Origin of the sequence: Variovorax boronicumulans (genome assembly GCF_040544675.1) — a bacterium.
Taxonomy (GTDB): Bacteria; Pseudomonadota; Gammaproteobacteria; order Burkholderiales; family Burkholderiaceae_C; genus Variovorax; species Variovorax boronicumulans_D.
Map to the genome: position 1 here is coordinate 87,309 of NZ_JBEPKK010000012.1, position 22,158 is coordinate 109,466.

At 66.6% G+C, this 22,158-nt stretch carries 18 protein-coding genes; 13 read left to right on the forward strand and 5 right to left on the reverse strand.

Annotated elements, in window-relative coordinates; genetic code table 11:
• Positions 1–31: 31 nt before the first annotated feature.
• Entirely contained in the window at positions 32–1,282 is a 1,251-nt protein-coding gene (locus ABIC90_RS20225; protein ID WP_354357185.1) for a Zn-dependent hydrolase, read from the forward strand.
• On the opposite strand, the gene ABIC90_RS20230 is transcribed toward ABIC90_RS20225, so the two are convergent.
• Entirely contained in the window at positions 1,260–2,210 is a 951-nt protein-coding gene (locus ABIC90_RS20230) for a LysR family transcriptional regulator (protein WP_354357187.1), read from the reverse strand. The two genes, ABIC90_RS20225 and ABIC90_RS20230, sit on opposite strands and share 23 nt — an antisense overlap.
• A 171-nt stretch (positions 2,211–2,381) precedes the next feature.
• Between ABIC90_RS20230 and pyrB the strand changes: the two genes are divergently transcribed.
• Both pyrB and ABIC90_RS20240 read left to right on the forward strand, forming a co-directional pair.
• The gene (gene pyrB, locus ABIC90_RS20235; RefSeq protein WP_354357189.1) at positions 2,382–3,335 is read left to right on the forward strand and encodes an aspartate carbamoyltransferase; all 954 of its coding nucleotides are present in this window, start codon (positions 2,382–2,384) and stop codon (positions 3,333–3,335) included.
• Positions 3,329–4,084, forward strand: coding sequence for a sulfite exporter TauE/SafE family protein (locus ABIC90_RS20240; protein WP_354357191.1), 756 nt, complete (start codon positions 3,329–3,331; stop codon positions 4,082–4,084). The genes pyrB and ABIC90_RS20240 overlap by 7 nt, the downstream gene beginning before the upstream one ends.
• A gap of 34 nt (positions 4,085–4,118) precedes the next feature.
• On the opposite strand, the gene ABIC90_RS20245 is transcribed toward ABIC90_RS20240, so the two are convergent.
• Positions 4,119–5,708 carry a phospholipase D family protein gene (locus ABIC90_RS20245; RefSeq protein ID WP_354357193.1) on the reverse strand — a complete coding sequence of 530 codons (1,590 nt, stop codon included), beginning with the start codon at positions 5,706–5,708 and terminating at the stop codon, positions 4,119–4,121.
• A gap of 172 nt (positions 5,709–5,880) precedes the next feature.
• Between ABIC90_RS20245 and ABIC90_RS20250 the strand changes: the two genes are divergently transcribed.
• The 4 genes from ABIC90_RS20250 (at position 5,881) to ABIC90_RS20265 (ending at position 11,661) form a co-directional block, all read left to right on the forward strand.
• The gene (locus ABIC90_RS20250; RefSeq protein WP_354357195.1) at positions 5,881–8,001 is read left to right on the forward strand and encodes a TonB-dependent siderophore receptor; all 2,121 of its coding nucleotides are present in this window, start codon (positions 5,881–5,883) and stop codon (positions 7,999–8,001) included.
• A gap of 30 nt (positions 8,002–8,031) precedes the next feature.
• Positions 8,032–9,234: a PepSY-associated TM helix domain-containing protein gene (locus ABIC90_RS20255; RefSeq protein WP_354357197.1), complete on the forward strand. Its 1,203-nt coding sequence runs from the start codon at positions 8,032–8,034 to the stop codon at positions 9,232–9,234.
• A complete protein-coding gene (locus ABIC90_RS20260) occupies positions 9,231–9,425 on the forward strand; it encodes a hypothetical protein (RefSeq protein WP_354357199.1) in 195 nt (64 codons plus the stop codon). Before ABIC90_RS20255 ends, ABIC90_RS20260 begins: the two co-directional genes overlap by 4 nt.
• A gap of 100 nt (positions 9,426–9,525) precedes the next feature.
• Complete coding sequence (locus ABIC90_RS20265) at positions 9,526–11,661, forward strand: TonB-dependent receptor (RefSeq protein WP_354357201.1); 2,136 nt, start codon at positions 9,526–9,528, stop codon at positions 11,659–11,661.
• Between the two features lie 27 nt (positions 11,662–11,688).
• Here ABIC90_RS20265 and metK read toward each other — a convergent pair whose 3' ends face one another.
• Positions 11,689–12,873 (reverse strand): methionine adenosyltransferase, encoded by a 1,185-nt coding sequence (metK, locus tag ABIC90_RS20270; RefSeq protein WP_354357203.1) that lies wholly within the window; start codon positions 12,871–12,873, stop codon positions 11,689–11,691.
• 215 nt (positions 12,874–13,088) lie between these two features.
• Between metK and ABIC90_RS20275 the strand changes: the two genes are divergently transcribed.
• Together ABIC90_RS20275 and ABIC90_RS20280 are read left to right on the forward strand one after the other, a co-directional pair.
• Positions 13,089–13,985, forward strand: coding sequence for a lysophospholipid acyltransferase family protein (locus tag ABIC90_RS20275; RefSeq protein ID WP_354357205.1), 897 nt, complete (start codon positions 13,089–13,091; stop codon positions 13,983–13,985).
• Positions 13,982–14,866 carry an LpxL/LpxP family acyltransferase gene (locus ABIC90_RS20280; RefSeq protein ID WP_354357207.1) on the forward strand — a complete coding sequence of 295 codons (885 nt, stop codon included), beginning with the start codon at positions 13,982–13,984 and terminating at the stop codon, positions 14,864–14,866. The genes ABIC90_RS20275 and ABIC90_RS20280 overlap by 4 nt, the downstream gene beginning before the upstream one ends.
• Here ABIC90_RS20280 and ABIC90_RS20285 read toward each other — a convergent pair whose 3' ends face one another.
• Positions 14,867–15,781 (reverse strand): alpha/beta fold hydrolase, encoded by a 915-nt coding sequence (locus ABIC90_RS20285; RefSeq protein ID WP_354357209.1) that lies wholly within the window; start codon positions 15,779–15,781, stop codon positions 14,867–14,869.
• A gap of 95 nt (positions 15,782–15,876) precedes the next feature.
• On the reverse strand, positions 15,877–16,635 hold the full coding sequence (gene yihA / locus ABIC90_RS20290) for a ribosome biogenesis GTP-binding protein YihA/YsxC (protein WP_354357211.1): 759 nt from the start codon (positions 16,633–16,635) through the stop codon (positions 15,877–15,879).
• A 71-nt stretch (positions 16,636–16,706) separates the two neighbouring features.
• Here yihA and ABIC90_RS20295 point away from each other — a divergent pair, with 71 nt between their 5' ends.
• The 4 genes from ABIC90_RS20295 to msrP all read left to right on the forward strand — a co-directional run bounded on the left by ABIC90_RS20295 (position 16,707) and on the right by msrP (position 22,148).
• Positions 16,707–17,390, forward strand: a complete 684-nt coding sequence (locus tag ABIC90_RS20295) for a c-type cytochrome (protein WP_354357213.1) — start codon at positions 16,707–16,709, stop codon at positions 17,388–17,390.
• A gap of 117 nt (positions 17,391–17,507) precedes the next feature.
• Positions 17,508–19,679, forward strand: a complete 2,172-nt coding sequence (locus ABIC90_RS20300) for a cytochrome c biogenesis protein ResB (protein ID WP_354357215.1) — start codon at positions 17,508–17,510, stop codon at positions 19,677–19,679.
• Positions 19,676–20,992: a c-type cytochrome biogenesis protein CcsB gene (gene ccsB, locus ABIC90_RS20305; protein WP_354357217.1), complete on the forward strand. Its 1,317-nt coding sequence runs from the start codon at positions 19,676–19,678 to the stop codon at positions 20,990–20,992. Before ABIC90_RS20300 ends, ccsB begins: the two co-directional genes overlap by 4 nt.
• 142 nt (positions 20,993–21,134) lie before the next feature.
• The gene (gene msrP / locus ABIC90_RS20310) at positions 21,135–22,148 is read left to right on the forward strand and encodes a protein-methionine-sulfoxide reductase catalytic subunit MsrP (protein ID WP_354357219.1); all 1,014 of its coding nucleotides are present in this window, start codon (positions 21,135–21,137) and stop codon (positions 22,146–22,148) included.
• The last annotated feature ends 10 nt before the right edge of the window (positions 22,149–22,158 follow it).

Sequence of the window (22,158 nt, forward strand, 5' to 3'; positions counted from 1 at the left end):
TGAAAGTCGCGGTGCGGACCATCATGCGGGGATGCTTCCAACCCTCCCCATCCAAGCCAGCCGCCTCTGGCGGCGCCTCGAAACCCTCGCCTCCTTCACGCGCTCCGACATTCCCTGGACGCGGCGCGCCTTTTCGCCCGAGTTCGAACAAGCGCGCAACTGGCTGCGCAGCGAGTTCGAGCAAGCCGGGCTCGCCGTGCGCCTCGATGCCGCCGGAAACCTCACGGGGCGCCGCGAGGGCGCCGAGGCCGGATTGGCGCCGCTGGTCACCGGCTCGCATTGCGACACCGTGGTGGGTGGCGGGCGTTTCGACGGCATCCTGGGCGTGCTCGCGGGGCTCGAGGCGGCGCAGTCGCTGCAAGAAGCCGGCGTCTCGCTGCGCCATCCGCTGGAAGTGATCGACTTCCTGTCGGAGGAGCCGAGCGACTACGGCATTTCCTGTGTGGGAAGCCGCGCCTTCGCGGGCACGCTGGATGCGGCCATGCTCGCCGCCTGCAACGAGGCCGGCGAAAGCCTTGAAGACGCCATGCGGCGCATCGGCGCCCGGCCCGACGACCTGGCCGGGGCGGCGCGTGGCCCCGGCGGCATCGCAGCTTTTGTGGAACTGCACATCGAGCAGGGCCCGGTGCTGGAGCGCGAAGGGCTGCCCATCGGCGTGGTCACGGACATCGTGGGCATCCGCCGCGTCGCGTTCACGGTGACCGGGCAACCGGACCACGCCGGCACCACGCCGATGGACATCCGCTGCGATGCCCTCGTCGGTGCGGCGCGGCTGATCGATGCGGTGCACCGCGAGGCCAGTGCCATGGACGGCAATCCGCACTATGTGGTGGCGACCGTTGGGCGCATCTCGATGAGTCCCAACGTGCCCAACGCCGTGCCCGGCCGGGTCGACATGGTGCTGGAGGTACGCAGCAACGCGCAGGCGGTGCTCGACGATTTCCCCGAGCGGGTGATGGCCCTGTGCCAGGACGACTTCCAGCGGCTGCGCGTTCGCTGCAGCGCCACAGCGCTGACGCGGACGCCGCCTACGCGGTGCGACGACGTCGTCATGCGGGCTGTTGCGCAGGCAGCGGATCGCCTGGCACTGGCGCATCGCGCACTGTCCAGCGGTGCCGGCCACGACGCCATGCACGTCGCGGCCACGGGCCTCATGGGGATGATCTTCATCCCCTGCCTCAACGGGCGCAGCCACTGTCAGGAGGAGTGGGCGACCAAGGAACAGGTCGCCGCCGGCGCCCGGGTGCTGGCGGAAACGCTCAGGACGCTGGACGCCCGCTAGCCGCTGTCGCGTCGAAAGCGCGGCCTGCCGCGACCACCGCGTCGATCACTTGCCGCAGGCCCCTGCTCAAGGGCTTGTCGTTGCGGGTGACCAGCGCCAGGGTGCGGTGCAGCGGCGGATGCAGCGGCCGCAGGTCGAGCTCGGGGTGGCGGCCGCGGCCCGTGACGGCCATCTTCGGCAGGATCGCCACGCCGAGTCCGGCCGCCACCATTTCCTTGATGGCCTCGACGCTGTCGAACTCCATGACGGGCGGCGAGGTGCATCCTCCGCGCCGCAGCCATTCGTCGACCAGGCTGCGCACGCTGGCTTCCGACACGAACTTCACCAGAGGCAGCGACGCGAGCGTAGCCGCCGTCACCTCGGCGGGCCAGTCGGTGCTGCCGTGCTGGCAGATGGCCACGAACTCGTCCAGCAGGATGGGCGTGACGGCCAGCGCGCGCGAGCTCACCGGCAGCGTGACGATCGCGGCGTCCACCGCGTTGTCCTCGACCCGCCGCACGTAGCTTTCCGTGTTGCCCGTGCTCACGATGATGTTGAGCAGCGGGTACCGCGCGCGCAGGTCGCGCAGCGCCGGAGGCAGCAGATAGAGGCAGCTGGTGCCGCCGGTGCCCAGCCGTACCCGGCCCGCCACGCCCGCCGCGTGGAATGTGGCGGCGTTGATCGCGTTGGAAAGCGCCGCCTCCAGTTGCGGAAGTTCCGCCATCAGGTCGGTGCCTGCGGGCGTGGGGCCTACGCGTCGACCGACCCGTTCGAGAAGCCGCACGCCCAGGCGCCTTTCGAGTTGTTTGACTTGCACGCTGACCGCGGGCTGCGTCAGGCCGAGCCGTTCGGCCGCCGCTGAAAAGCTACCCAATTCGAGCACCAGTGAAAAAGTTCGCAATTGCTCGAAATTAACCGGCAAAGCCAAATTGTTTTTTATGGAGTGCATAACGATGCACGGCTTCTTTTATGCATGCGTGAATATAAGAATGACCTGGGGAGGGGCAAAGCAAGAACCGGCTGATCCAATTGAACGCCAAGGCGTCAACATCCGGATGGCAGGTTATATGACAAAGACCCCGTGGATAACTTCTAAAAAAATGACTCAAGGGGTATTGGCATGCAGGACCTTATTTCCATCGAAGACCTTTCCAGGAGCGACATCGAGAACCTGTTCTCGACCGTCGATCATTTGCGGCGCACACCTGAGGTCTTCCGGCGCGCGTTGGCCGGCCGTGTGGTGTGCACACTCTTTTTCGAGCCCAGCACGCGGACAAGGCTGGGCTTCGAAGCGGCGGCGCACCGCCTGGGCGCGCGCGTGCTGAGCGTGTCAGACATCCGCAGCACAAGGCTGGAGCTCGGCGAGAGCCTGCTCGACACCACGCGCATGGCGGGCTTCTATTGCGACGCTGTGGTCGCGCGCCACAAGGAGGACGGCGTCATGCACCGCATCAAGGAAACGGTGCGCGTGCCGCTCATCAATGCCGGCGAAGGACAGGTCGGGCATCCGAGCCAGACGCTGATCGATCTCTACACGTTGAAAGAACACTTCGGCGATATCGACAACCTGCATGTGGGCATTGCAGGCGGCATTCGCTATTCGCGGGCGGCGAAATCGCTGATTGCGGGGCTGCGCAAATTCAGCAATGTCCATCTTCACGTGGTCGATGCGGTGCACGAGGCGGACGAGGGCACCCGATTTCCCCGGGAGCTCGGCGAATTGAACGGCGTCGCGGCGCTCGAATATCCGTCCACGAAAGACATGATCGGGCAGGTCGACGCCGTGTACGTGGTGCGCGTGCAGCAGGAAAAATTCGCCGATCCGGCGGCTTACCAACGCCAATTGCAGAAATGCCGGCTGCACCGCGCTCTGCTGTCACGCGCATTGCCCGGCCTGATCGTCATGCACTGCCTGCCGCGCACCGACGAGCTTGACGCGGACATCGACGACACCCCGCAGAACAGATATTTCCAGCAGGCGCGCCATGGCGTAGCCGTGCGAAGTGCCGTGCTGCTGCGGAGCCTTGCGGCCAAGCCAGCCCGTGGATCTTTCGGCGGGGGCAGGTCGTGGTGACGGCCCTGGTGGTCCCGGCGTTGGGGCTTTTCATCGGCGTGGTGGCGGTCACCATCGGCGGTGGTGCGACTGCGGGTGTGCCGCTGCTGTTGCTTCTGGGGCATTCGGCGGCGCAGAGCATTGCCACGGTCAAGTTCGCGCTGCTGGGCTCCTTTGTGACGGGTTCGCTGGCGCGACGCGGCGACCCCGCCGAGCGCAAGGCAATGCCCTGGGTGGTCTGGCCGCTGGCCGTCGTGGGGTCGGTGTCGGGCTCGCTGCTGGTGGTCGGCATTGCCGACCGGGTGCTCAAGATCGTGGTGGCGCTGCTGATGGTCGTCATTCTGCTGATCACGCACCGGGCCGACTTTTCGCGACGCCCACGCGATGCGCATGCGCACCTGCCGTCAGCACCGGTGGGCGTGGCGGTGATCTTTGGGCTGTGCGTGTACTCCGGCTTTTTCGGCGCGGGCTTCGGCACCTTCCTGATCTTTGCACTGATGCATTGCTACGGGCTCACCTTCAGCGAAAGCGCAGCGGTCATGACACGCATCAACCTGCTGGTGGTCGGGGCGTCGGTGGCCACCTTCGTCTCCAGCGGCGCCGTCGACTTCCGCTTGGGCATTCCCTTGTTCATCGGCTGCGCGGTGGGCGGATGGCTCGGTGCGTGGGTGGCCCGCGTGGCAAACCCGAAGCGCATGAAGGCCGCCTTCCAGGCCTTCACGCTGCTGCTGGGGGCCAAGCTGTTGTGGGAAGCGTGGGCGGCGGGTTAAGGGGCCGCGTGCTTAGGCTACGGCTGCCGGACACCTACAACTGATCCGTCGGCACGAACCACGAGAACAGCAGCAGTTGCAGCCGCGTCAGCATGCTCGAATCCGGCTCGCTGTCGAGCACCTCGTTGTCGACGTCTCCGGTGCCGACCCACTGCACGTTCTGCCCGTCAGGCTTGAGGGTGACGCGGTACACGCCCTCGATGTCGTCCAACTGGTAGGCAAACAGCAGCGCCTGCGTCAGGTCGAAGCTGCGCACGCGCACGCCGAACTCGGTGTTCAGGCGCGCGGAGCGCGGGTCCAGGTTCATGGAGCCGAGCAGCACCCATTGGCGGTCGACCAGCGCCAGCTTGGCGTGCAGCCGGCCTCGAGCCTTTTTCAGGATGTCGCGAAACTGCCCGCTGCGCCGCAGCTGCTGGGTGCTGACCTCGTACAGGTTCACGCCCAGCTTGAGCATGTCAACGCGGTAGCGGTTGTAGTTGATGTTGACCAGCGGCTCGTCGCTGTCGGCCAGCGAATTGGTGATCACGGTGATGTTGATTCCCTGCTCGCGCCCCAAGCGGATGCGGGCCATGCCCTCGTCGCCGGGAATGAAGTAGGGCGAGATCACCACCACGTTCGACTGGGCGGTCGCCAGCATTTCGTGAAAGCGCTGGGCCACCGAGGCCGTGGGATGCGCCATCACGCCCAGCGCCTTGTTGGGGCTGTCGGCGGTGGCGTTGGCTTCGGCGCGCATCCATCTCGCCTCGTCGATGTTCGCAAGCTGCACCGCCAGCGGCGGGTCGCCGAGCAGGTCGGTAGCGGCCAGCGGGTCGGGCGGCGGGGCGTAGCGCGGGGAGGTGTCGGTCTCGAATGCGGATTTCAGCTCGTCCGGCGTGCGGCTGGTGCCGGCGACCCGTTGCAGCGGGTAGACCACATCGCTGTTCCAGTAGGTGTCGAAGATGGCGGCGGCCTCGGGCACCACCGGGCCCGCCATGAGCACCTCGAAGTCGATGAAGTTCGCGTTCTCGTTGCGCAGGAAATATTCGTCCGCGAGGTTGCGCCCGCCGGCGATGGCCATGGCGCCGTCGGCCACGAACAGCTTGTTGTGCATCCGGTGGTTGAGCCGCCGGAAGTCGCCGAAGAACTCCAGCCATCGTCCGGCCGAGCGGTCGCGCATGTTGACGAAGGGGTTGAACAGGCGCACCTGGGCATTGGGTTCCGAGGCCAGGCCGAGCAGCAGGCGGTCCATGCCCGTCGTATAGAAATCGTCGAGCAGCAGGCGCACGCGCACGCCGCGCCGTGCCGCATCGCGCAGCTCCCGCAGCAGCAGCCGGCCGGTCTTGTCATTGCCCAACTGGTAGGTCTGCACGTCGAGCGAGGACTGGGCGCGCCGCATCAGCTCCAGGCGCGCGTCGAGCGCGTAGGACGCCTCGACCAGCGGGCGCAGGCTGGAGAGCCCGTCGGGCGGTGAATTGAGGCGGATGGACGCGTGGCCGAGCGCGGTGGCGGGGGAGGCCGGGATGGCCGCCGTCGGCGGCTCGGGGATGCGCGGCGGAAGCCCGGCGCAGCCCGCGAGCACAAGGCCGATCAGCAGCAGGACCGGGGCGCGCAGCGCAGGTAACAGAAGGGCAATCAGCTTGTGCATGGGGCCTGCCGGCACGGAGAAATGGGCCGGCGGCATGGTAGCCGCTCTGCTGCGGACCGGAGATGCATATTCGCAACGCAACCCCCGCGCCGCGCTTGGAGATTACAGAATTTGAGACTTTATGACTATTAGAATGAGAATAATTCGTGTTTATATTCAGGAGTGGAGTGGAATGAAAAGGACGTTGGCGCGGCGCAAGGCCGTTTCGGTGCTGGTGGGATGCATGGCGATCTACATGCAGCAGCAGGTTGTGGCCCAGACGACTGCGCAGGGTTCGCTGCCTGAAGTGCGGGTCGATGCAAACGCCGAGGCCGAAACCGCCACCTCGCCCGTGATCGGCTACCGCGCGAAGAACGCCGTCACCGCCACCAAGACCGACACGCCGCTGTCGGAAACGCCGCAGTCCGTGACCATCGTGACCCGCGACCAGATCGTCGACCAGGGCGCGACCAACCTGCAGGACGCGCTCAACTATGCCGCCGGCGTGCGCTCGGACGCCTACGGCCTGGACTCCAGAGCAGACAGCTTCCTCGTGCGCGGCAGCGCGCCGACCGGCTATCTCGACGGGCTGCAGATGTTTTCGGCCGGCTGGTACACCGCGACCGCGCGCCCCGACCCGTACACGCTGGAGCGCCTCGAGGTGCTCCGTGGGCCGGCGGGCATGCTGTTCGGCGCAGGTACGGCCGGCGGCGTGGTCAACATGGTCAGCAAGCGGCCGCAACAGCAGGCGTACCGGGAAGTGGGCGTGCAGTTCGGCTCCTTTGGCCGCAAGCAGGTGCAGGCCGACCTCACCGGCCCGCTGACGGCGGACGGTGCATGGTCTTACCGATTGGTGGCGCTGCAGCGCAAGTCCGACACGCAGGTCGACTACGTGCCGGACGACCGCTCGCTCATCATGCCTTCGCTCACCTGGCGACCCAATGCCGCGACCTCGCTGACGCTGCAGGGCCTGTGGCAAAAGGACAAGACCGGCAGCACGTCGCAGTTCTTCCCGTGGCAGGGCACCCTCCTGCCGAACATCAACGGCCCGCTGCCGCTCAACCGGTTCATCGGGGAGCCGGGCGACGGCTACGACACTGAGCGCAAGAGCTTCGGCTGGCTGTTCGAGCACAAGTTCAACGACCAGTGGACGTTCCGCCAGAACCTCCGCCTGTCGCGGACCTTCAACGACTCGCACTACCACTACGGCGACTCCTTCACGCTGCCCGGCGGCTGGGGGTCGGATCCTTTCGGCCAGCGCCTGCTCGGCCGCTACAACGACAAATCGCTGACCTGGACCCGGATGACCGGAATCGACAACCACGTCGAGGGTCACTTCAACACCGGCGAAGTGCGCCACACGCTTCTGGTCGGCGCAGAGTACTCGCGCCAGCGCCAGGACAAGCGCGAAGGGTCCACGTACAGCACCATCGACGCCTACAACCCCGTCTACGGTCTCGGCTACGTCCCGGTCACGGAACTCACAGACCGGCCGCGCACCACCCAGCGCAATGCGGGCATCTACCTGCAGGACCAGATGAAGTGGAACAACTGGATCTTCGTCGCCGGTCTGCGCCACGACCGGAGCACCGCCGCAACGGCCGGCAACGATTCGGAGACGACCAGCGCCAATTCTGGCCGGCTGGGTGTCATGTACACCTTGCCCTCGGGCTGGTCGCCCTACCTGAGCTTCACGCAGTCCTTCACTCCTCAGACGGGTACCGACGTCAATGGCACCCTGTTCAAGCCATTGCGCGGCGAGCAAGTGGAGGCCGGTGTCAAGTACCAGCCGGACGGCTCGACCACGAGCTTTACCGCCTCGGTCTACTCGCTCAAGGAAAAGAACCGCATCGTCTCCGACAGCACCAACCCGAACTACGGCCGCCAGGTCGATGCGACGAAGAACAAGGGGCTTGAGCTCGAGCTCAAGACCACGGTCGGGCGCGACTTCGACCTCATCGCCAACTACACCTACATCGATGTCGATCGCAAGCTCACCGACATGCCGCGCAACCAGGTGTCGGTCTGGGGCAAGTACCGCTTTTCCGTTGCCGGCGTGACGGGCTTCTCCGCCGGTGCCGGGCTGCGCTACATGGGCGGCTTCGTCGACGTGGACAGCGGCAGCGTGGGCCCGCGCCTGCCGGCCGTGGCCCTGCTGGACCTGATGCTGGCCTACGAGTCGGACAAGTGGCGCTATGCCCTGAACATCAACAACGCGGCCGACAAGACCTACTTCAGCACCTGCCTGGCGCGCGGCGATTGCTGGTACGGTGCGCGTCGCAGTGTCGTCGCCAGCGCAACCTACCGCTTCTAAACTCCGCCTTCAACCAACCGCCACGACGACATGAACAGCCGAAAGATCAAGACCTGGGCCTGGGTGCACAAGTGGAGCAGCCTGGTGTGCACCGTGTTCATGTTGCTGCTGTGCATCACCGGCCTGCCGCTGATCTTTCACCACGAAATCGGCCACCTGCTGGGCACCGAAGTCGAGGCGCCGAAGATGCCGGCCGACACGCCGCGCATCAGCCTGGACAAGGTGCTGGAGATCGCCAAGGCCAAGCACCCCGACCGCGTGGTGCAGTTCGCCTCGCAGCCCGAGGACGACGACGGCCTGTGGTTCGTCACGCTCACGCCCACGCCCGCGCCCACGGAAGACTTCAAGTCGGTGGCGGTCGATGCGCGCACGGGCGTGGTGCTGGCCCAGCCCAAGTTCGACGAGGGCTTCATGTACGTGATGTTCAAGCTGCACGTCGACCTGTTCGCGGGGCTTGCGGGCAAGCTGTTCCTCGGGTTCATGGGCTTTCTGCTGCTGGTGGCGATCGTCTCGGGCGTGGTGCTTTATTCGCCCTTCATGCGCAAGCTCGATTTCGGCACGGTGCGGCGCGAGAAGCGTCCGCGCCTGAAGTGGCTGGACCTGCACAACCTGCTGGGCATCGTCACGCTGGTGTGGCTGTTCGTGGTGGGATCCACCGGCATGATCAACACTTGGGCGGATCTGGTCATCAAGTACTGGCAGTACGACCAGCTCAGCACATTGCTCGCGCCCTACAAGAACGAGCCGGTGGTGGCGGCGTCCGAGCGCGGCTCGGTGCAACGCTCGATGGACCAGGCCATGCAGCGCACGCCCGGCATGAAGCTGTCCTTCATCGCCTTCCCCGGCACCGCCTTCTCAAGCCCGCACCACAACACATTCTTCATGCGCGGCAACGAGCCCTTTACCTCGAAGCTGTTGCAGCCGGTGCTGGTCGACGCCAAGACCGCGGAGGTGACGGCCGCACCGAAGATGCCCTGGTACCTCACGGCGCTGCTGGTGTCGCAGCCGCTGCACTTCGGCGACTACGGCGGCATGCCGATGCAGATTCTCTGGGCGCTGCTCGATATCGCAACCATCATCGTCCTGGGCAGCGGGCTCTATCTGTGGCTCAAGCGCGGCAACACGGTGCCGGCGAAGACGCCCGCGGTCCCCACGACAACTGCGCAGGGGCGTGCGCCGCCCGTCTCCGGCCCGCAATCCGATCCGGCGCCGGCCATGAAGGCGCAGCTGTGACGAAGCCGCAGCACCAATCTTTCTGGCGCATGTGGGGCTGGCCGATCGCGCTCGGCGTGATGACGTCCGCCGGCCTGGTCTCGGCGCTGTTCAGCGACGGCGGGTTCGGCGATGTCTTCGCCTGGGTCACGCTCGGCATTCCGGTCATCGTGTGCGCCTGGTACGGCTGGCGCCGGCCGCCCGGGCGCTGACCGGCAGGCACATCGGTGTTCCGGCTGCGGCCGGGTTCTCAGGGGTCTTGCGGGGTTCTCGCTAGGCGGCGCATCGCGGCGCCCACGCAGAATCGGTGCAATGACCGTTGCACTCTCCACCACCACCCTTCGCCTGCTCGCACTGGGCGTTCCTTTCGCCGTGCAGGCCCAGCAGGCGCCTCCTGCCGATGCGGCCAGCGGCCAATTGCCTGAGGTCACGGTCTCCACGCCGCGCGGCGAGGTCGCGCCCTTCAACGTGCCCGGCTCGGTCGACCGGGTGGACGGCGCCGAAATGCGCGACAGCCGCCTGCAGGTCAACCTTTCCGAAAGCCTGGGCGCCGTGCCGGGGCTGCAGGTGCAGAACCGTTCTAACTACGCGCAAGACCTGCAGCTGTCGATCCGCGGCTTCGGCGCGCGCTCCACCTTCGGCGTGCGCGGTGTGCGGCTCTACGTCGACGGCATTCCGGCCACCTTGCCCGACGGGCAGGGGCAGACCTCCAACATCGACATCGCCTCGCTCGACCGCGTCGAGGTCTTGCGCGGGCCGTTTTCCGCGCTCTACGGCAATTCGTCGGGCGGCGTGGTGCAGGCCTTCACCGCGTCGGGGGAGGGTGCGCCGCGGCTTTCCTATTCCGCAGCCGGCGGCAGCTTCGGCACCTGGCGCCAGTCGCTGCAGCTGAGCGGTTCGCAGGGCGCGGTCGACTATCTGCTCGGTGCGAGCCGCTTCCACACCGACGGCTGGCGCGAGCACAGCGCGGCGCGGCGCGACATCGCCAACGGCAAGCTGGGCATTGCACTGGACAACGGCGACAAGCTCACGCTGGTGATCAACAGCGTGCGCATCGATGCGCAGGACCCGCTGGGCCTGACCGCCGGCCAGTACGCTCTGGCGCCGCGCAACGCGCCGCTGGCCGTGCAGTACGACACGCGCAAGACGGTGGAGCAGTCGCAGCTGGGCCTGCTCTACGAACGGCGCATCGACGCGACCCAGGGGCTGCGCCTCATGGTCTATGGCGGCGAGCGCAAGACCACGCAGTACCAGTCGATTCCGCCTTCCGCGCAGCAGGCCCCCCTGCACGCGGGCGGCGTGATCGACCTGTCGCGGCAGTACGGCGGCGTGGACCTGCGATGGACCGCCGCGCTGCAACTGGCCGACCGGCCGCTGGACGTGGTGGTCGGCCTGGGCTACGACAGCCTGCGCGAGCGCCGCCGCGGCTACGAAAACTACCTGGGCCGCGTGGTCGCGCCGGTGCTGGGCGTGCAGGGGCGCCTGCGCCGCAGCGAACGCAACGAAGTCTGGAACCTCGACCCGTATGCGCAGGCCACATGGCGCTTCACCGACCGCTGGACGCTGGAGGCCGGCGTGCGCCGCAGCAGCGTGCACTTCGATTCGCACGACGGCTACATCGTGGGCGCGAACCGCGACGACAGCGGCAGCGCGCGCTACAGCAAGACGCTGCCCGTGGCGTCGTTGCGTTACCAGGCCACGCCCGACCTCGCGCTCTACGGCTCCATCGGCCGCGGCTTCGAGACGCCGACGCTCAACGAGCTCTCTTACCGCTCGGGCGGTGCCAGCGGGCTCAACTTCGCGCTGCGGCCGTCGGTCAACGACAGCATCGAGCTGGGCGCGAAGGCGCGGCTTGCGGGCGGGCTGCTGACGGCCGCGCTGTTCCACACCCGCACGCGCGACGAGATCGTGACCGACACCAACGTCGGCGGGCGCTCGACCTTCCAGAACGCCGGGCGCACGCGGCGCAACGGCTTCGAGCTGGGCTGGCAGCACGAAACGGCGAACCACTGGCGCACGCAGGTGGCCTACACCTGGCTGGACGCGACCTACCGCGATGCCTTCTGCTCGCCGTCGCCCTGTGCGGCCGCCAACACCGTGGCCGGCGGCAACCGCATTCCGGGCATCGCGCGGCAGTCGCTGTTCGCATCGCTGGGCTGGGTGCCGCCCGAGGGCTGGCGCGCGGGTGTGGAGATGCGCGCGCTGGGCCGCATCCAGGCGAACGACGTCAACACCGCGAGCGCACCGGGCTATGCCGTGGCGGCGCTGTATGCGGGGTATCTGAAGAAATGGGAGCGTTGGGAGTTCAACGCCTTCGCGCGCGTGGACAACCTGTTCGACCGGCGCTATGTGGGCTCGGTGATCGTCAACGAAGGCAATGCGCGCTATTACGAGCCCGCGCCGGGCCGCAACTGGACGGTGGGCCTGAGCGGTGCGTACCGCTTCTGACGACCCACCGTCGTTTTCAGTGCCTGCTTACTTGAGGCCGGCTGCCGCGCGCAGTGCGGGTGCCTGCGTGGTGGCTTCCCAGGTGAACTCGGGCTCCTCGCGGCCGAAGTGACCGTAGGCGGCGGTCTTCTGGTAGATCGGGCGCAGCAGGTCGAGCATCTGGATGATGCCCTTGGGACGCAGGTCGAAATGCTCGCGCACGAGTTCGGCGATCTTGTCGTCGGGGATCACGCCGGTGCCTTCGGTGTAGACCGTGATGTTCATCGGCTCGGCCACGCCGATCGCGTAGGCCACCTGGATCTGGCACTGGCGCGCCAGGCCCGCGGCCACGATGTTCTTGGCCACATAGCGCGCGGCGTAGGCGGCCGAGCGGTCGACCTTGGACGGGTCCTTGCCCGAGAACGCGCCGCCGCCGTGCGGGCAGGCGCCGCCGTAGGTGTCCACGATGATCTTGCGGCCGGTGAGGCCGCAGTCGCCCTGCGGGCCGCCGATGACGAAGCGGCCGGTCGGGTTGATCAGGTAGCGCGTGTTCTGCAGCCATTCCTTGGGCAGCACGGGCTTGATGATTTCTTCGATGATGGCTTCGTTGAACGAAGCCTTCATCTTGGTCGAGGTCTCGCTCTGGTCGGGGCTGTGCTGCGTGGAGAGCACCACGGTGTCGATGCTGTGGGGCTTGCCGTCCACGTAGCGCATCGTGACCTGGCTCTTGGCGTCGGGGCGCAGGAACGGCAGGCGGCCGTCCTTGCGCAACTGAGCCTGGCGCTCGACCAGGCGGTGCGCGTAATAGATGGGCGCGGGCATCAGCTCGGGCGTTTCGTCGCAGGCGTAGCCGAACATCAGGCCTTGGTCGCCGGCACCGGTGTTCAGGTGGTCGTCGGAGGCATGGTCCACGCCCTGGGCGATGTCGTTGGACTGCTTGTCGTAGCAGACCATCACCGCGCAACCCTTGTAGTCGATGCCGTAGTCGGTGTTGTCGTAGCCGATGCGCTTGATGGTGTCGCGCGCCACCTGGATGTAGTCGACGTGCGCGTTGGTCGTGATTTCGCCGGCGAGCACCACGAGGCCGGTGTTGGTGAGCGTCTCGGCGGCCACGCGGCTGCGCGGGTCCTGCTCGAAGATCGCGTCCAGGATGGCGTCGGAGATCTGGTCGGCGACCTTGTCGGGGTGGCCTTCGGAGACGGATTCGGAAGTGAAGAGGAAGTCGTTCGCCATTTTTCAAAGCTCCTTGAAGTGGATTGGCGCGTTGCCAACTCTGCGGAGCCCTGGCGAACGCTTTAGCAGATGCCGAGAATCGGCGGGGCACAATCGCTTTGCGCTTGTGTTTGTCGCCCTGCAAGTTGTTCCGTAACTCGGCGACAATTTGCATTCTATTCGAGCCGCTCATTACCATGCGCGCGCGTCCTGTTTTTGACTCCCCTCCCGTTTCAATGATCACCCTGTTCCGCCTGCTTGCCCGCGTGCCGATGCCTTTGATGCATCGCCTGGGCGCCATGCTGGGCTGGCTGGTCTGGATCTGCGCGCCGGACTATCGCCGCCGGTTCAAGGCCCATGCCGAAAGCGCGGGGTTCACCCCCGCCCAATACCGTCCCGCCGTAGCTGCAGCCGGCCATATGGCGTCCGAATTGCCATGGCTGTGGCTGCGTCCGCAGGGCGAGAGCGTGCTGCCGCGCGTGGTGCGCTGGGAAGGCGTCGAGGCTTTCGAGGCTGCCATGCGGGCGAAGAAGGGTGTGATTCTGGTCGCGCCGCACCTGGGCAGCTGGGAAATGTGCGGCCAGGCAATCGGCGAGCGCTTCTTCGAGGCTTTCGGCCCGATCACCGCGTTGTTCCGCCCGGCGCGCAAGAAATGGATGGCCGACCTGATCGCCGCGGGCTCGCGCGACCGCCCCGGCCTGCAGACGCTGCCGACCAACAACACCGGCGTGCGGGGCCTCATCCGCACGCTGCGCAACGGCGGCTACACCGGCATCCTGCCCGACCAGGTGCCGCCGCAGGGGCAGGGCGTGTGGGTGCCGTTCCTCGGCCGGGCGGCCTACACCATGACCTTGCTCCCTCGCCTCGCGCAGCAGACCGGCGCAGCCTGTTTCCTCAGCGTGTGCGAGCGGTTGCCGCGCGGCGCGGGCTATGTGATCCGCTTCGAACCCATCGTGGGCACGGCGCTGACCGATCCGAAGGCTTCCGTCGAAGACGCCGCCGCCGCCATGAACGACGCCATCGGCCGCCTCATCCGAAGCCTGCCCGGCCAGTACGTGTGGGACTACGCGCGCTTCAAGGAGCCGCGCGGCGACCGGGCCGTTGCGGCTGCTATCGGAGAGCAGACGCCATGAGTCTCGGGTCCCGACTTGGCATCGGCTTCATGCGGGTGCTGGCGCCGTTGCCGCTGCCGCTGGTGCGCGGTTTCAGCGCGATCCTCGGCCGCTTGCTGTACATGGTCGCGCTGCCGCGGCGCCGTGTGGTCGACCGGAACCTGGCCCTCTGCTTTCCCGAAAAATCTGAGGCCGAGCGCCGGGCCATTGCGCGCGAGACCTTTGTCTTCGTCGCGCAGTCATGGCTGGACCGCAGCTGGCTCTGGCATGCGCCGCAGAAGGTGGTGGCGAGCCGCCTGAAGATCGTGGGTTCGGCATCCGAGATCGCCGAGATCGCCGAGGGCGACGCGCCGATGATCCTGTTCGCGCCGCACTTCTACGGCCTCGATGCCGCGGCCACCGCGCTGACCATGCACACGGCTCGCCCCTCGGCCACCATCTACACGACCCAGCGCGACCCGATGGTGGACGCATGGATCCGCGAAGGCCGCACGCGTTTTGGCGACGTGGCAGCGCTCAACCGGGTGGACGGCATCAAGCCGGTGCTCTCGGGGCTGCGCAAGGGTGGCCTGCTGTACTTGCTGCCGGACATGGACTTCGGCCGCGACCAGACGATCTTCGTGCCGTTCTACGGCGTGCAGGCCGCGACCGTGCCTTCGCTCTCGCGCTTTGCGCGGCTGGGCAAGGCCAAGGTGGTGCCGGTGGTGGCCAAGCTCACGCCCGGCGGCTACGAGATCGAGGTGAAGGCTGCGTGGCAGAACTTCCCCACCGACAACGTCGAAGCCGACACCGCGCTCATGAACGAGCGGCTGCAGGGCTACATCGACACGATGCCGTCCCAGTACTACTGGGTGCACCGCCGCTTCAAGACCCGCCCCGAAGGCGAGCCGAAGATCTACTGATTACGCGTTGCGCTGCAGGAAGGACTCGATCTCGCGCGCGACCAGCTGAGGCTGCTCATGCACGATCCAGTGGGTCGCTTTGGGCACCTTCTTGATCTCGAGCTTCGGCACGTATTCGTCGAGCCCTTCGAGCAGCCCTGGCAGCAGCGCCGCGTCGTCGAGCGCCCAGAACACGAAGGTCGGCACGTTCACCGTGAGGCGTTCGTGCGGCAGTACCGGGATGCCGTCGATGGTCTGGCCCGGCAGCGGTGGCTTCATGGGTGTCACGCGGTAGAGGTTGCACGCACCGGTGAGGCCCGCGCCCCAGACCTCGCGGTATTTCTGCCGGACCTCTTCCGTGAGCCAGCCGAAGCCGTCGGGGCCGGCCTTCATCAGCGTGAAGAAGGGCCACATGCGCTTGAAGTCGTCGGCCGCGAGCATGGCCTCGGCATCGGGACGCGCAAGGAAGTTCATGTACGCGCTGGCCTGCTGCTGCGCCGGGCTGTTGCGCAGCTCGCGCGTGAAGGTGCCCGGGTGCGGTGAATTGATGATGACCAGCTTGCCGATCTGCTGCGGGAACGCGTTGGCGTACCCCCACGCGAAGGCGCCACCCCAGTCGTGGGCGACCAGCGCGGCCATCGTGCCGTCGGTGCTTTCGGTGGCGACGAGTTGCTGGATGTCCTGGATCAGCAGTTGGGGCTTGTACGCGGCCACCTCGGTCGGTGCGCTCGATTTCTCGAAGCCGCGCAGGTTGGGCGCCACGCAGCGGTAGCCGCCGTGCGCGGGGTCCGCGAAGTATTCGAGCAGCTCATCCCAGATGAAGGCGGCCTCGGGAAAGCCGTGCAGGAACACCATCAGCGGCCGGCCCGGCTCGCCCGTGGCGCGGCAGCTCAGGGTGGTGCCGTTGGGCAGGCTGCGTTGGAAGGTCTCGATCATGCTTGTTGTCTCCTGGGGTTGACTGTCGCTATTGTTTTGATAGTGAACTGGGCAGATGCGAGCCGTCGATGCGGCCTGCTTGCAACTGGGCGGCTTCAGCTTGGGTCAGGTGGCTCCGGCGAGCCCTGGGGCTCCTGCGGCTCCGCCGGCACGGCAACGCCGTCCGGATGCACCCACTGCCACAGCAACTGTGCCGCATCGCCGACGCCTTGCTTCTTCAATGCGGAGAAGAGTTTGACCTCGCCGCCGCCGGCGTTCAGTCGCGTAATCGACAGCACCTTGGCGGCTTCGCTGCGCGTGAGCTTGTCGGACTTGGTCAGCAGCACGAGAAACTTCAGGCCTTGCTCCACGCGCGGGCGGATCACGTCGAGCAGGATCTCGTCCAGCTCGGTCAGACCGTGGCGCGGATCGCACATCAGGACAACCCCTCGCAGGCTTTCGCGCGTCATGAGGTAGTTGCCCATCACGCGTTGCCAGCGCAGCTTGGCTTCCTTGGGCACGGCCGCATAGCCGTAGCCGGGCAGGTCGGCGAGCACCGCGTCGTCGACCTTCTGCTTGCCGATGCCGAACAGGTTGATGTGCTGCGTGCGGCCCGGCGTCTTCGAGGCAAAAGCCAGGCGCGTCTGCTGGGTGAGGGTGTTGATGGCGGTCGATTTGCCGGCGTTCGAGCGGCCGACGAAGGCGATCTCGGGCAGGTCGACCGGAGGCAGGTGTTCCAGCTGCGGAGCGCTGGTGAGGAAGTGGGCGGTGTGCAGCCAACCCAGTGCCACGCGCTCGCGTTCGGCGACCTGCGGGTCGGCGGCGGGGGCCGCGCGGGGAGGATAAGCGGCTGACTTGGCGCGCGGGGAGGTCATCAATGGGCTTTCGGAACGGGGCGCCATTGTAGAATCGCGGGGTTTTGCGCCATAAATTCGAAGCCCCCGATATGAAGTTGTTTGCCAATATTCTGCTTGCAGCCCTCGTGGCAACCCTTGCGGGTGGTGCAGCCAGCGCGAGTTTTGCAGCCGATGCGCCTGCGGCCGCACCCGCGGCGGCTGCCGCAATGCCGGCCAAGCCCGACCTGGCCAAGGGTGACACCTTGTTCAACGCAACGCCGGCCAACAGCCAGAGCTGTGCGTCGTGCCACAACGCCGACGGCAACTCGGCCATTGCGGCCAATCCGAAGCTGGCGCAGCAGCATCCCGAATACATCCTCAAGCAGCTGCAGGAGTTCAAGTCCGGCGCCCGCAAGAGCGCGATCATGAAGCCGCTGGCGGCAGCGCTGTCGGACGAAGACATGCGCAACATCGCGTGGTTCGTCGGCTCCAAGAAGGTCAAGCCCGGCTTCTCGAAGGACAAGGACACCATCGCCCTGGGCGAAAAAATCTACCGCGGCGGCATCGGCGATCGCCAGATTCCGGCCTGTGCCGGTTGCCACAGCCCCAACGGTGCCGGCATTCCCGCCCAGTACCCGCGCCTGGGCGGCCAGAACGCCGAGTACACCGTGGCCCAGCTCATCGCCTTCCGCGACAACGTGCGCCTGAACAGCCTCCCCATGACCGGCGTTGCCGCCAAGCTCAACGACCGCGAAATCAAGGCTGTGGCCGACTACATCGCCGGCCTGCGCTGATCTCCGCGCTTTCGCGCATGAACTAACCGCCGATAACAATCCCAAACAAAGGGCGGGCCGATCCAGGAGGATGGCCCGCCCTTTTGCTTTTTTTCTCTTTTCCTTTTTTTCCACCAGATGTCCGTCTCCACCCATGGCCTTCGCGTTCATCGCGGCCCGCAAGTGCTTCGCGCCGCGGTGGAGTTGTTTTCGTCGATGCGCTTCGCGATCGCGCTGCTCACCGTCATCTGCATCGCCTCGATCATCGGCACGGTGCTCAAGCAGCACGAGCCGATCAACAACTACATCAACCAGTTCGGACCGTTCTGGGCACAGCTCTTTCGCGCGGCGCGGCTCGATTCCATCTACGGCGCCTGGTGGTTTCTGCTGATCCTGCTGTTCCTGGTGATCAGCACCACGCTGTGCATCGCGCGCAATACGCCGCGCATCCTGGTCGACTTGAAGACCTTCAAGGAAGACATCCGCGCGCAGAGCCTCAAGGCCTTCGGCCAGCGCGCCGAGAACCGGCTCGCCGAAACGCCGGAGGCCGCCGCCAATCGCATCGGGCAACTGCTGGTGAGTGGGGGCTGGAAGGTCAAGCTGCAGCAGCGTGACGGCACGGGCGACGGCAAGGCCGCCCCGGGCTGGATGGTCGCCGCGCGCGCCGGCGGCGCCCACAAGCTGGGCTATATCGCGGCGCACAGCGCCATCGTGCTGGTGTGCATCGGTGGCCTGCTGGACGGCGATCTCGTGGTGCGCGCGCAGACCTGGTTCAACGGCAAGAGCGTGTTCACCGGCGGCGGCATGATCGCCGACGTGGCGCCCGAGCACCGGCTGTCGGCGAGCAACCCGACCTTCCGCGGCAACATCCTCGTGCCCGAGGGCGGGCAGGGCAGCGTGGCCATCCTGAACCAGGCCGACGGCGTGCTGCTGCAGGAACTGCCGTTCTCCATCGAGCTCAAGAAGTTCATCGTCGACTACTACTCGACCGGCATGCCCAAGCTCTTTGCGAGCGAGGTGGTGCTGCACGACCGCGAAACCGGCGCCCAGGTGCCCGCGCGCATCGAGGTCAACCATCCGGCCAGCTACAAGGGCGTGGAGATCTACCAGTCCAGCTTCGACGACGGCGGCTCCAAGGTGAAGCTCAAAGCGGTGCCGATGTCGGCCGCGGCCAAGCCCTTCGAGGTCGAGGGCGTCATCGGTGGGCCGAACACCGAGATCACCAACGGCCGTGACAAGCTCACGCTCGAATACGCCGCGCTGCGCGTGATCAACGTCGAGAACTTCGCCGACGGCGGTGCCATGGGCAGCGGCGCCGACGTGCGCAAGGTCGACCTGCGCCACAGCCTCGAGTCGCGCCTGGGTGCCGCCAACAAGACCAACAAGCCCAAGGTGTTGCGCAACATCGGACCGAGCATCGGCTACAAGCTGCGCGATGCGGCGGGCCAGGCGCGGGAGTACCAGAACTACATGATCCCGGTCGACACCGGCGACGGCCAGCCGGTGTTCCTGCTCGGCATGCGCGAGAAGCCCGAGGAGCCGTTCCGTTATCTGCGCGTGCCGGCCGACGAACAGGGTTCGATGGACGGCTTCGTGCGCATGCGCGCGGCGCTGGCCGACCCCGACACCCGCGCGCGCGCCATCGAGCGCTACATCGCGCGCGCGACCGATCCGAAGCGGCCCGACATGGCGGAGCAGCTGCGTGTGTCGGCCACCCGCGCCCTGGCGTTGTTCTCCGGCAGCGAGCGGGCCAAGGCCGACGCCGCCACGGCGGGCGGCTGGCAGGCGATTGCCGAATTCATGGAAGTCAACGTGCCCGAGGCCGAGCGCGAGCGCGCGGGCGCGGTGCTGGTGCGCATCCTCAACGACGTGCTGTTCGAGGTGCTCAACCTCAGCCGCGAGGGCGCCGGCCTGGCCGTGCTGCCGAACGACGAAAAATCTCAGGCCTACCTGACCCAGGCGGTGCTGGCCATCAGCGATGCGCACTTCTACCCCGCGCCCGTCGCGATGATGATGACCGACTTCACCCAGGTGCAGGCCAGCGTGTTCCAGGTGGCGCGCGCGCCCGGGAAGAACGTGGTCTATCTGGGTTGCCTGTTGCTGATCATCGGGATTTTTGCCATGCTTTACGTGCGCGAGCGGCGGCTCTGGGTGTGGCTGACACCCGATGGCGACCTTTCCGGAAGCAGCGCGACAGCCGCCACGATGGCTTTTTCGGTCAACCGCAAGACGATCGACAGCGACCGCGAATTCGAGCACCTCAAGCACAAGCTGCTCACGCTGAACAAAACAGAACCAGAGACACCATGAACACCACGACCCTCACGCTCAATGAAAGCTGGCTCTCGCGCCGGAACCTGTTCGACTGGGTGTTCGCGGCGCTGGTGCTGGCCGGCGGGCTGTTCGCCTTTGCGCGCTATGCGGGGGCTATGGATTCGTACGAAAAGCCGATCCTCGCCGCGACCGTGGTCGCGATGATCGCCATCGGCTGGTTCTGGCGCCCGCTGCGGGTGCTGGCCCTGGTGGTGGCTGCGGCCTCGCTGCTGGCCATTACCTCGTACCAGGGCGACCTGGCGCGCGCCGACACGGTGTTCTGGCTCAAGTATTTCCTGTCGAGCCAGTCGGCCATCCTCTGGATGAGCGTGCTGTTCTTCATGAGCACGCTGTTCTACTGGCTCGGCTTCTTCGGCGGCAAGCAGTCCGACACCTTCGACGCGATCGGCTCGCGCCTGGCCTGGGCGGCCGTCACGATGGCGTTGGTCGGCACCATGGTGCGCTGGTACGAAAGCCATCAGCTCGGGCCGGACATCGGCCACATCCCGGTGAGCAACCTGTACGAAGTGTTCGTGCTGTTCTGCTGGATGACCGCCGCGTTCTACCTCTACTTCGAGGAGCGCTACAACACGCGCGCGCTCGGCGCCTTCGTGATGCTGGTGGTGAGCGCCGCGGTCGGCTTTTTGCTCTGGTACACGATCGTGCGCGAGGCGCACGAGATCCAGCCGCTGGTGCCCGCCCTGCAGAGCTGGTGGATGAAGCTGCACGTGCCGGCCAACTTCATCGGCTACGGCACCTTCGCGCTCGCCGCGATGGTGGCGTTTGCGTACCTCATCAAGGAGCAGGCCACCGAAACCCGCTGGTACAAGCTCACGCCGATCTGGCTCCTGGGCGTGGCGCTGTGCTTCGTGCCGGTGGCGTTCCGCCAGCGCGTGCAGGAAGCCGGCGGCAGCTACTGGGTGATCTATGCGGGCATCTCGGCGCTGATCGCCGCGGGCATCCTGCTGGGCCGCAAGCGCATCGCGGCACGCCTGCCGGCCAATGAAGTGCTCGACGACGTCATGTACAAGTCGATCACCGTCGGCTTCGCCTTCTTCACCATCGCCACCGTGCTCGGCGCCCTATGGGCCGCCGATGCCTGGGGCGGCTACTGGAGCTGGGACCCGAAGGAAACCTGGGCGCTGATCGTCTGGCTCAACTACGCGGCATGGCTGCACATGCGGCTCGTGAAGGGCCTGCGCGGCACCGTGGCGGCCTGGTGGGCGCTGGGCGGGCTGGCGGTCACGACCTTTGCGTTCCTGGGCGTCAACATGTTCCTGAGCGGGCTGCACAGCTACGGCACGCTGTAGGCGCGAGCTTCGCCCTAGCGGGCCCGTGGGCCTGCACAGGCCGATTGCGAAGAATTGAAACCGCGCGATGCAATGGCGCGTAACCAAAGCAGGGTGTGTTCCGAACTACCCTGCACACACCGATTCACGCGAAAGGCCTGTCATGTCGTCCCATTCCCGTTCGCACCGCCGCGATACCAGCGGCTTCAACCATCCGCTGGCCAGCGAAATCACGCCGCGCGCCGCCTACGAAGGCCGCCGCGACCTGCTCAAGCTGATGGCCGGCGGGGCGGCCGGTGCGGCTTTGGCCAGTTTTGCGGGACGCGAGGCTTTCGCGCAAGCCCTGGGTCCGCACAAGCTGGCGTTGCTGCCGGCCGTCAAATCGACCGTGCCGGGTGCGCAGGCGATGGACAAGCTCACCGACTACAAGGACGCGTCGAGCTACAACAACTTCTACGAGTTCGGCACCGACAAGGGCGATCCGGTCAAGAACGCCGGCACGCTGAAGACGCGGCCGTGGACCGTGGAGGTCGAAGGCCTCGTCAAGAAGCCGGGCAAGTACGGCATCGAGGACCTGCTCAAGCTCAGCGCGCAGGAAGAGCGCATCTACCGCCTGCGCTGCGTCGAGGGCTGGTCGATGGTCATTCCGTGGGTCGGCTATTCGCTGGCCGAGCTGATCAAGAAGGTCGAGCCGCAGGGCAACGCCAAGTTCGTGGAATTCGTGACGCTGGCCGATCCCAAGACCATGCCTTTCGTGGGCTCGCGTGTGCTCGACTGGCCCTACACCGAGGGCTTGCGCATGGACGAGGCGATGCATCCGCTGACGCTGCTGGCCTTCGGCATGTACGGGGAAGTGCTGCCCAACCAGAACGGCGCGCCGGTGCGCCTGGTGGTGCCATGGAAGTACGGATTCAAGTCGGCCAAGTCGATCGTCAAGATCCGCTTTGTCGAGAAGGAGCCGAGCACCGCATGGAACAAGGCCGCGGCGCAGGAGTACGGCTTCTATTCGAACGTGAACCCGAACGTTGACCATCCGCGCTGGAGCCAGGCGACCGAGCGCCGCATCGGCGACGGCGGCGGGCTGTTCGCCAAGCGCAACAAGACGCTGATGTTCAACGGCTATGAAGCGCAGGTCGGCCAGCTGTATGCGGGCATGGACCTGAAGAAGAACTATTGAGCCTGCTGCA

Bases quoted from the DNA above. Each gene is read 5' to 3' on its own strand.
- ABIC90_RS20300 (WP_354357215.1), top strand. From the start codon at position 17,508: ATGTCCGTCTCCACCCATGGCCTTCGCGTTCATCGCGGCCCGCAAGTG.
- yihA (WP_354357211.1), bottom strand. From the start codon at position 16,635: ATGACCTCCCCGCGCGCCAAGTCAGCCGCTTATCCTCCCCGCGCGGCC.
- ABIC90_RS20225 (WP_354357185.1), top strand. From the start codon at position 32: ATGCTTCCAACCCTCCCCATCCAAGCCAGCCGCCTCTGGCGGCGCCTC.
- msrP (WP_354357219.1), top strand. From the start codon at position 21,135: ATGTCGTCCCATTCCCGTTCGCACCGCCGCGATACCAGCGGCTTCAAC.
- ABIC90_RS20280 (WP_354357207.1), top strand. From the start codon at position 13,982: ATGAGTCTCGGGTCCCGACTTGGCATCGGCTTCATGCGGGTGCTGGCG.
- ABIC90_RS20275 (WP_354357205.1), top strand. From the start codon at position 13,089: ATGATCACCCTGTTCCGCCTGCTTGCCCGCGTGCCGATGCCTTTGATG.
- metK (WP_354357203.1), bottom strand. From the start codon at position 12,873: ATGGCGAACGACTTCCTCTTCACTTCCGAATCCGTCTCCGAAGGCCAC.
- ABIC90_RS20230 (WP_354357187.1), bottom strand. From the start codon at position 2,210: ATGCACTCCATAAAAAACAATTTGGCTTTGCCGGTTAATTTCGAGCAA.
- ccsB (WP_354357217.1), top strand. From the start codon at position 19,676: ATGAACACCACGACCCTCACGCTCAATGAAAGCTGGCTCTCGCGCCGG.
- ABIC90_RS20255 (WP_354357197.1), top strand. From the start codon at position 8,032: ATGAACAGCCGAAAGATCAAGACCTGGGCCTGGGTGCACAAGTGGAGC.
- ABIC90_RS20245 (WP_354357193.1), bottom strand. From the start codon at position 5,708: ATGCACAAGCTGATTGCCCTTCTGTTACCTGCGCTGCGCGCCCCGGTC.
- pyrB (WP_354357189.1), top strand. From the start codon at position 2,382: ATGCAGGACCTTATTTCCATCGAAGACCTTTCCAGGAGCGACATCGAG.
- ABIC90_RS20250 (WP_354357195.1), top strand. From the start codon at position 5,881: ATGAAAAGGACGTTGGCGCGGCGCAAGGCCGTTTCGGTGCTGGTGGGA.
- ABIC90_RS20265 (WP_354357201.1), top strand. From the start codon at position 9,526: ATGACCGTTGCACTCTCCACCACCACCCTTCGCCTGCTCGCACTGGGC.
- ABIC90_RS20285 (WP_354357209.1), bottom strand. From the start codon at position 15,781: ATGATCGAGACCTTCCAACGCAGCCTGCCCAACGGCACCACCCTGAGC.
- ABIC90_RS20295 (WP_354357213.1), top strand. From the start codon at position 16,707: ATGAAGTTGTTTGCCAATATTCTGCTTGCAGCCCTCGTGGCAACCCTT.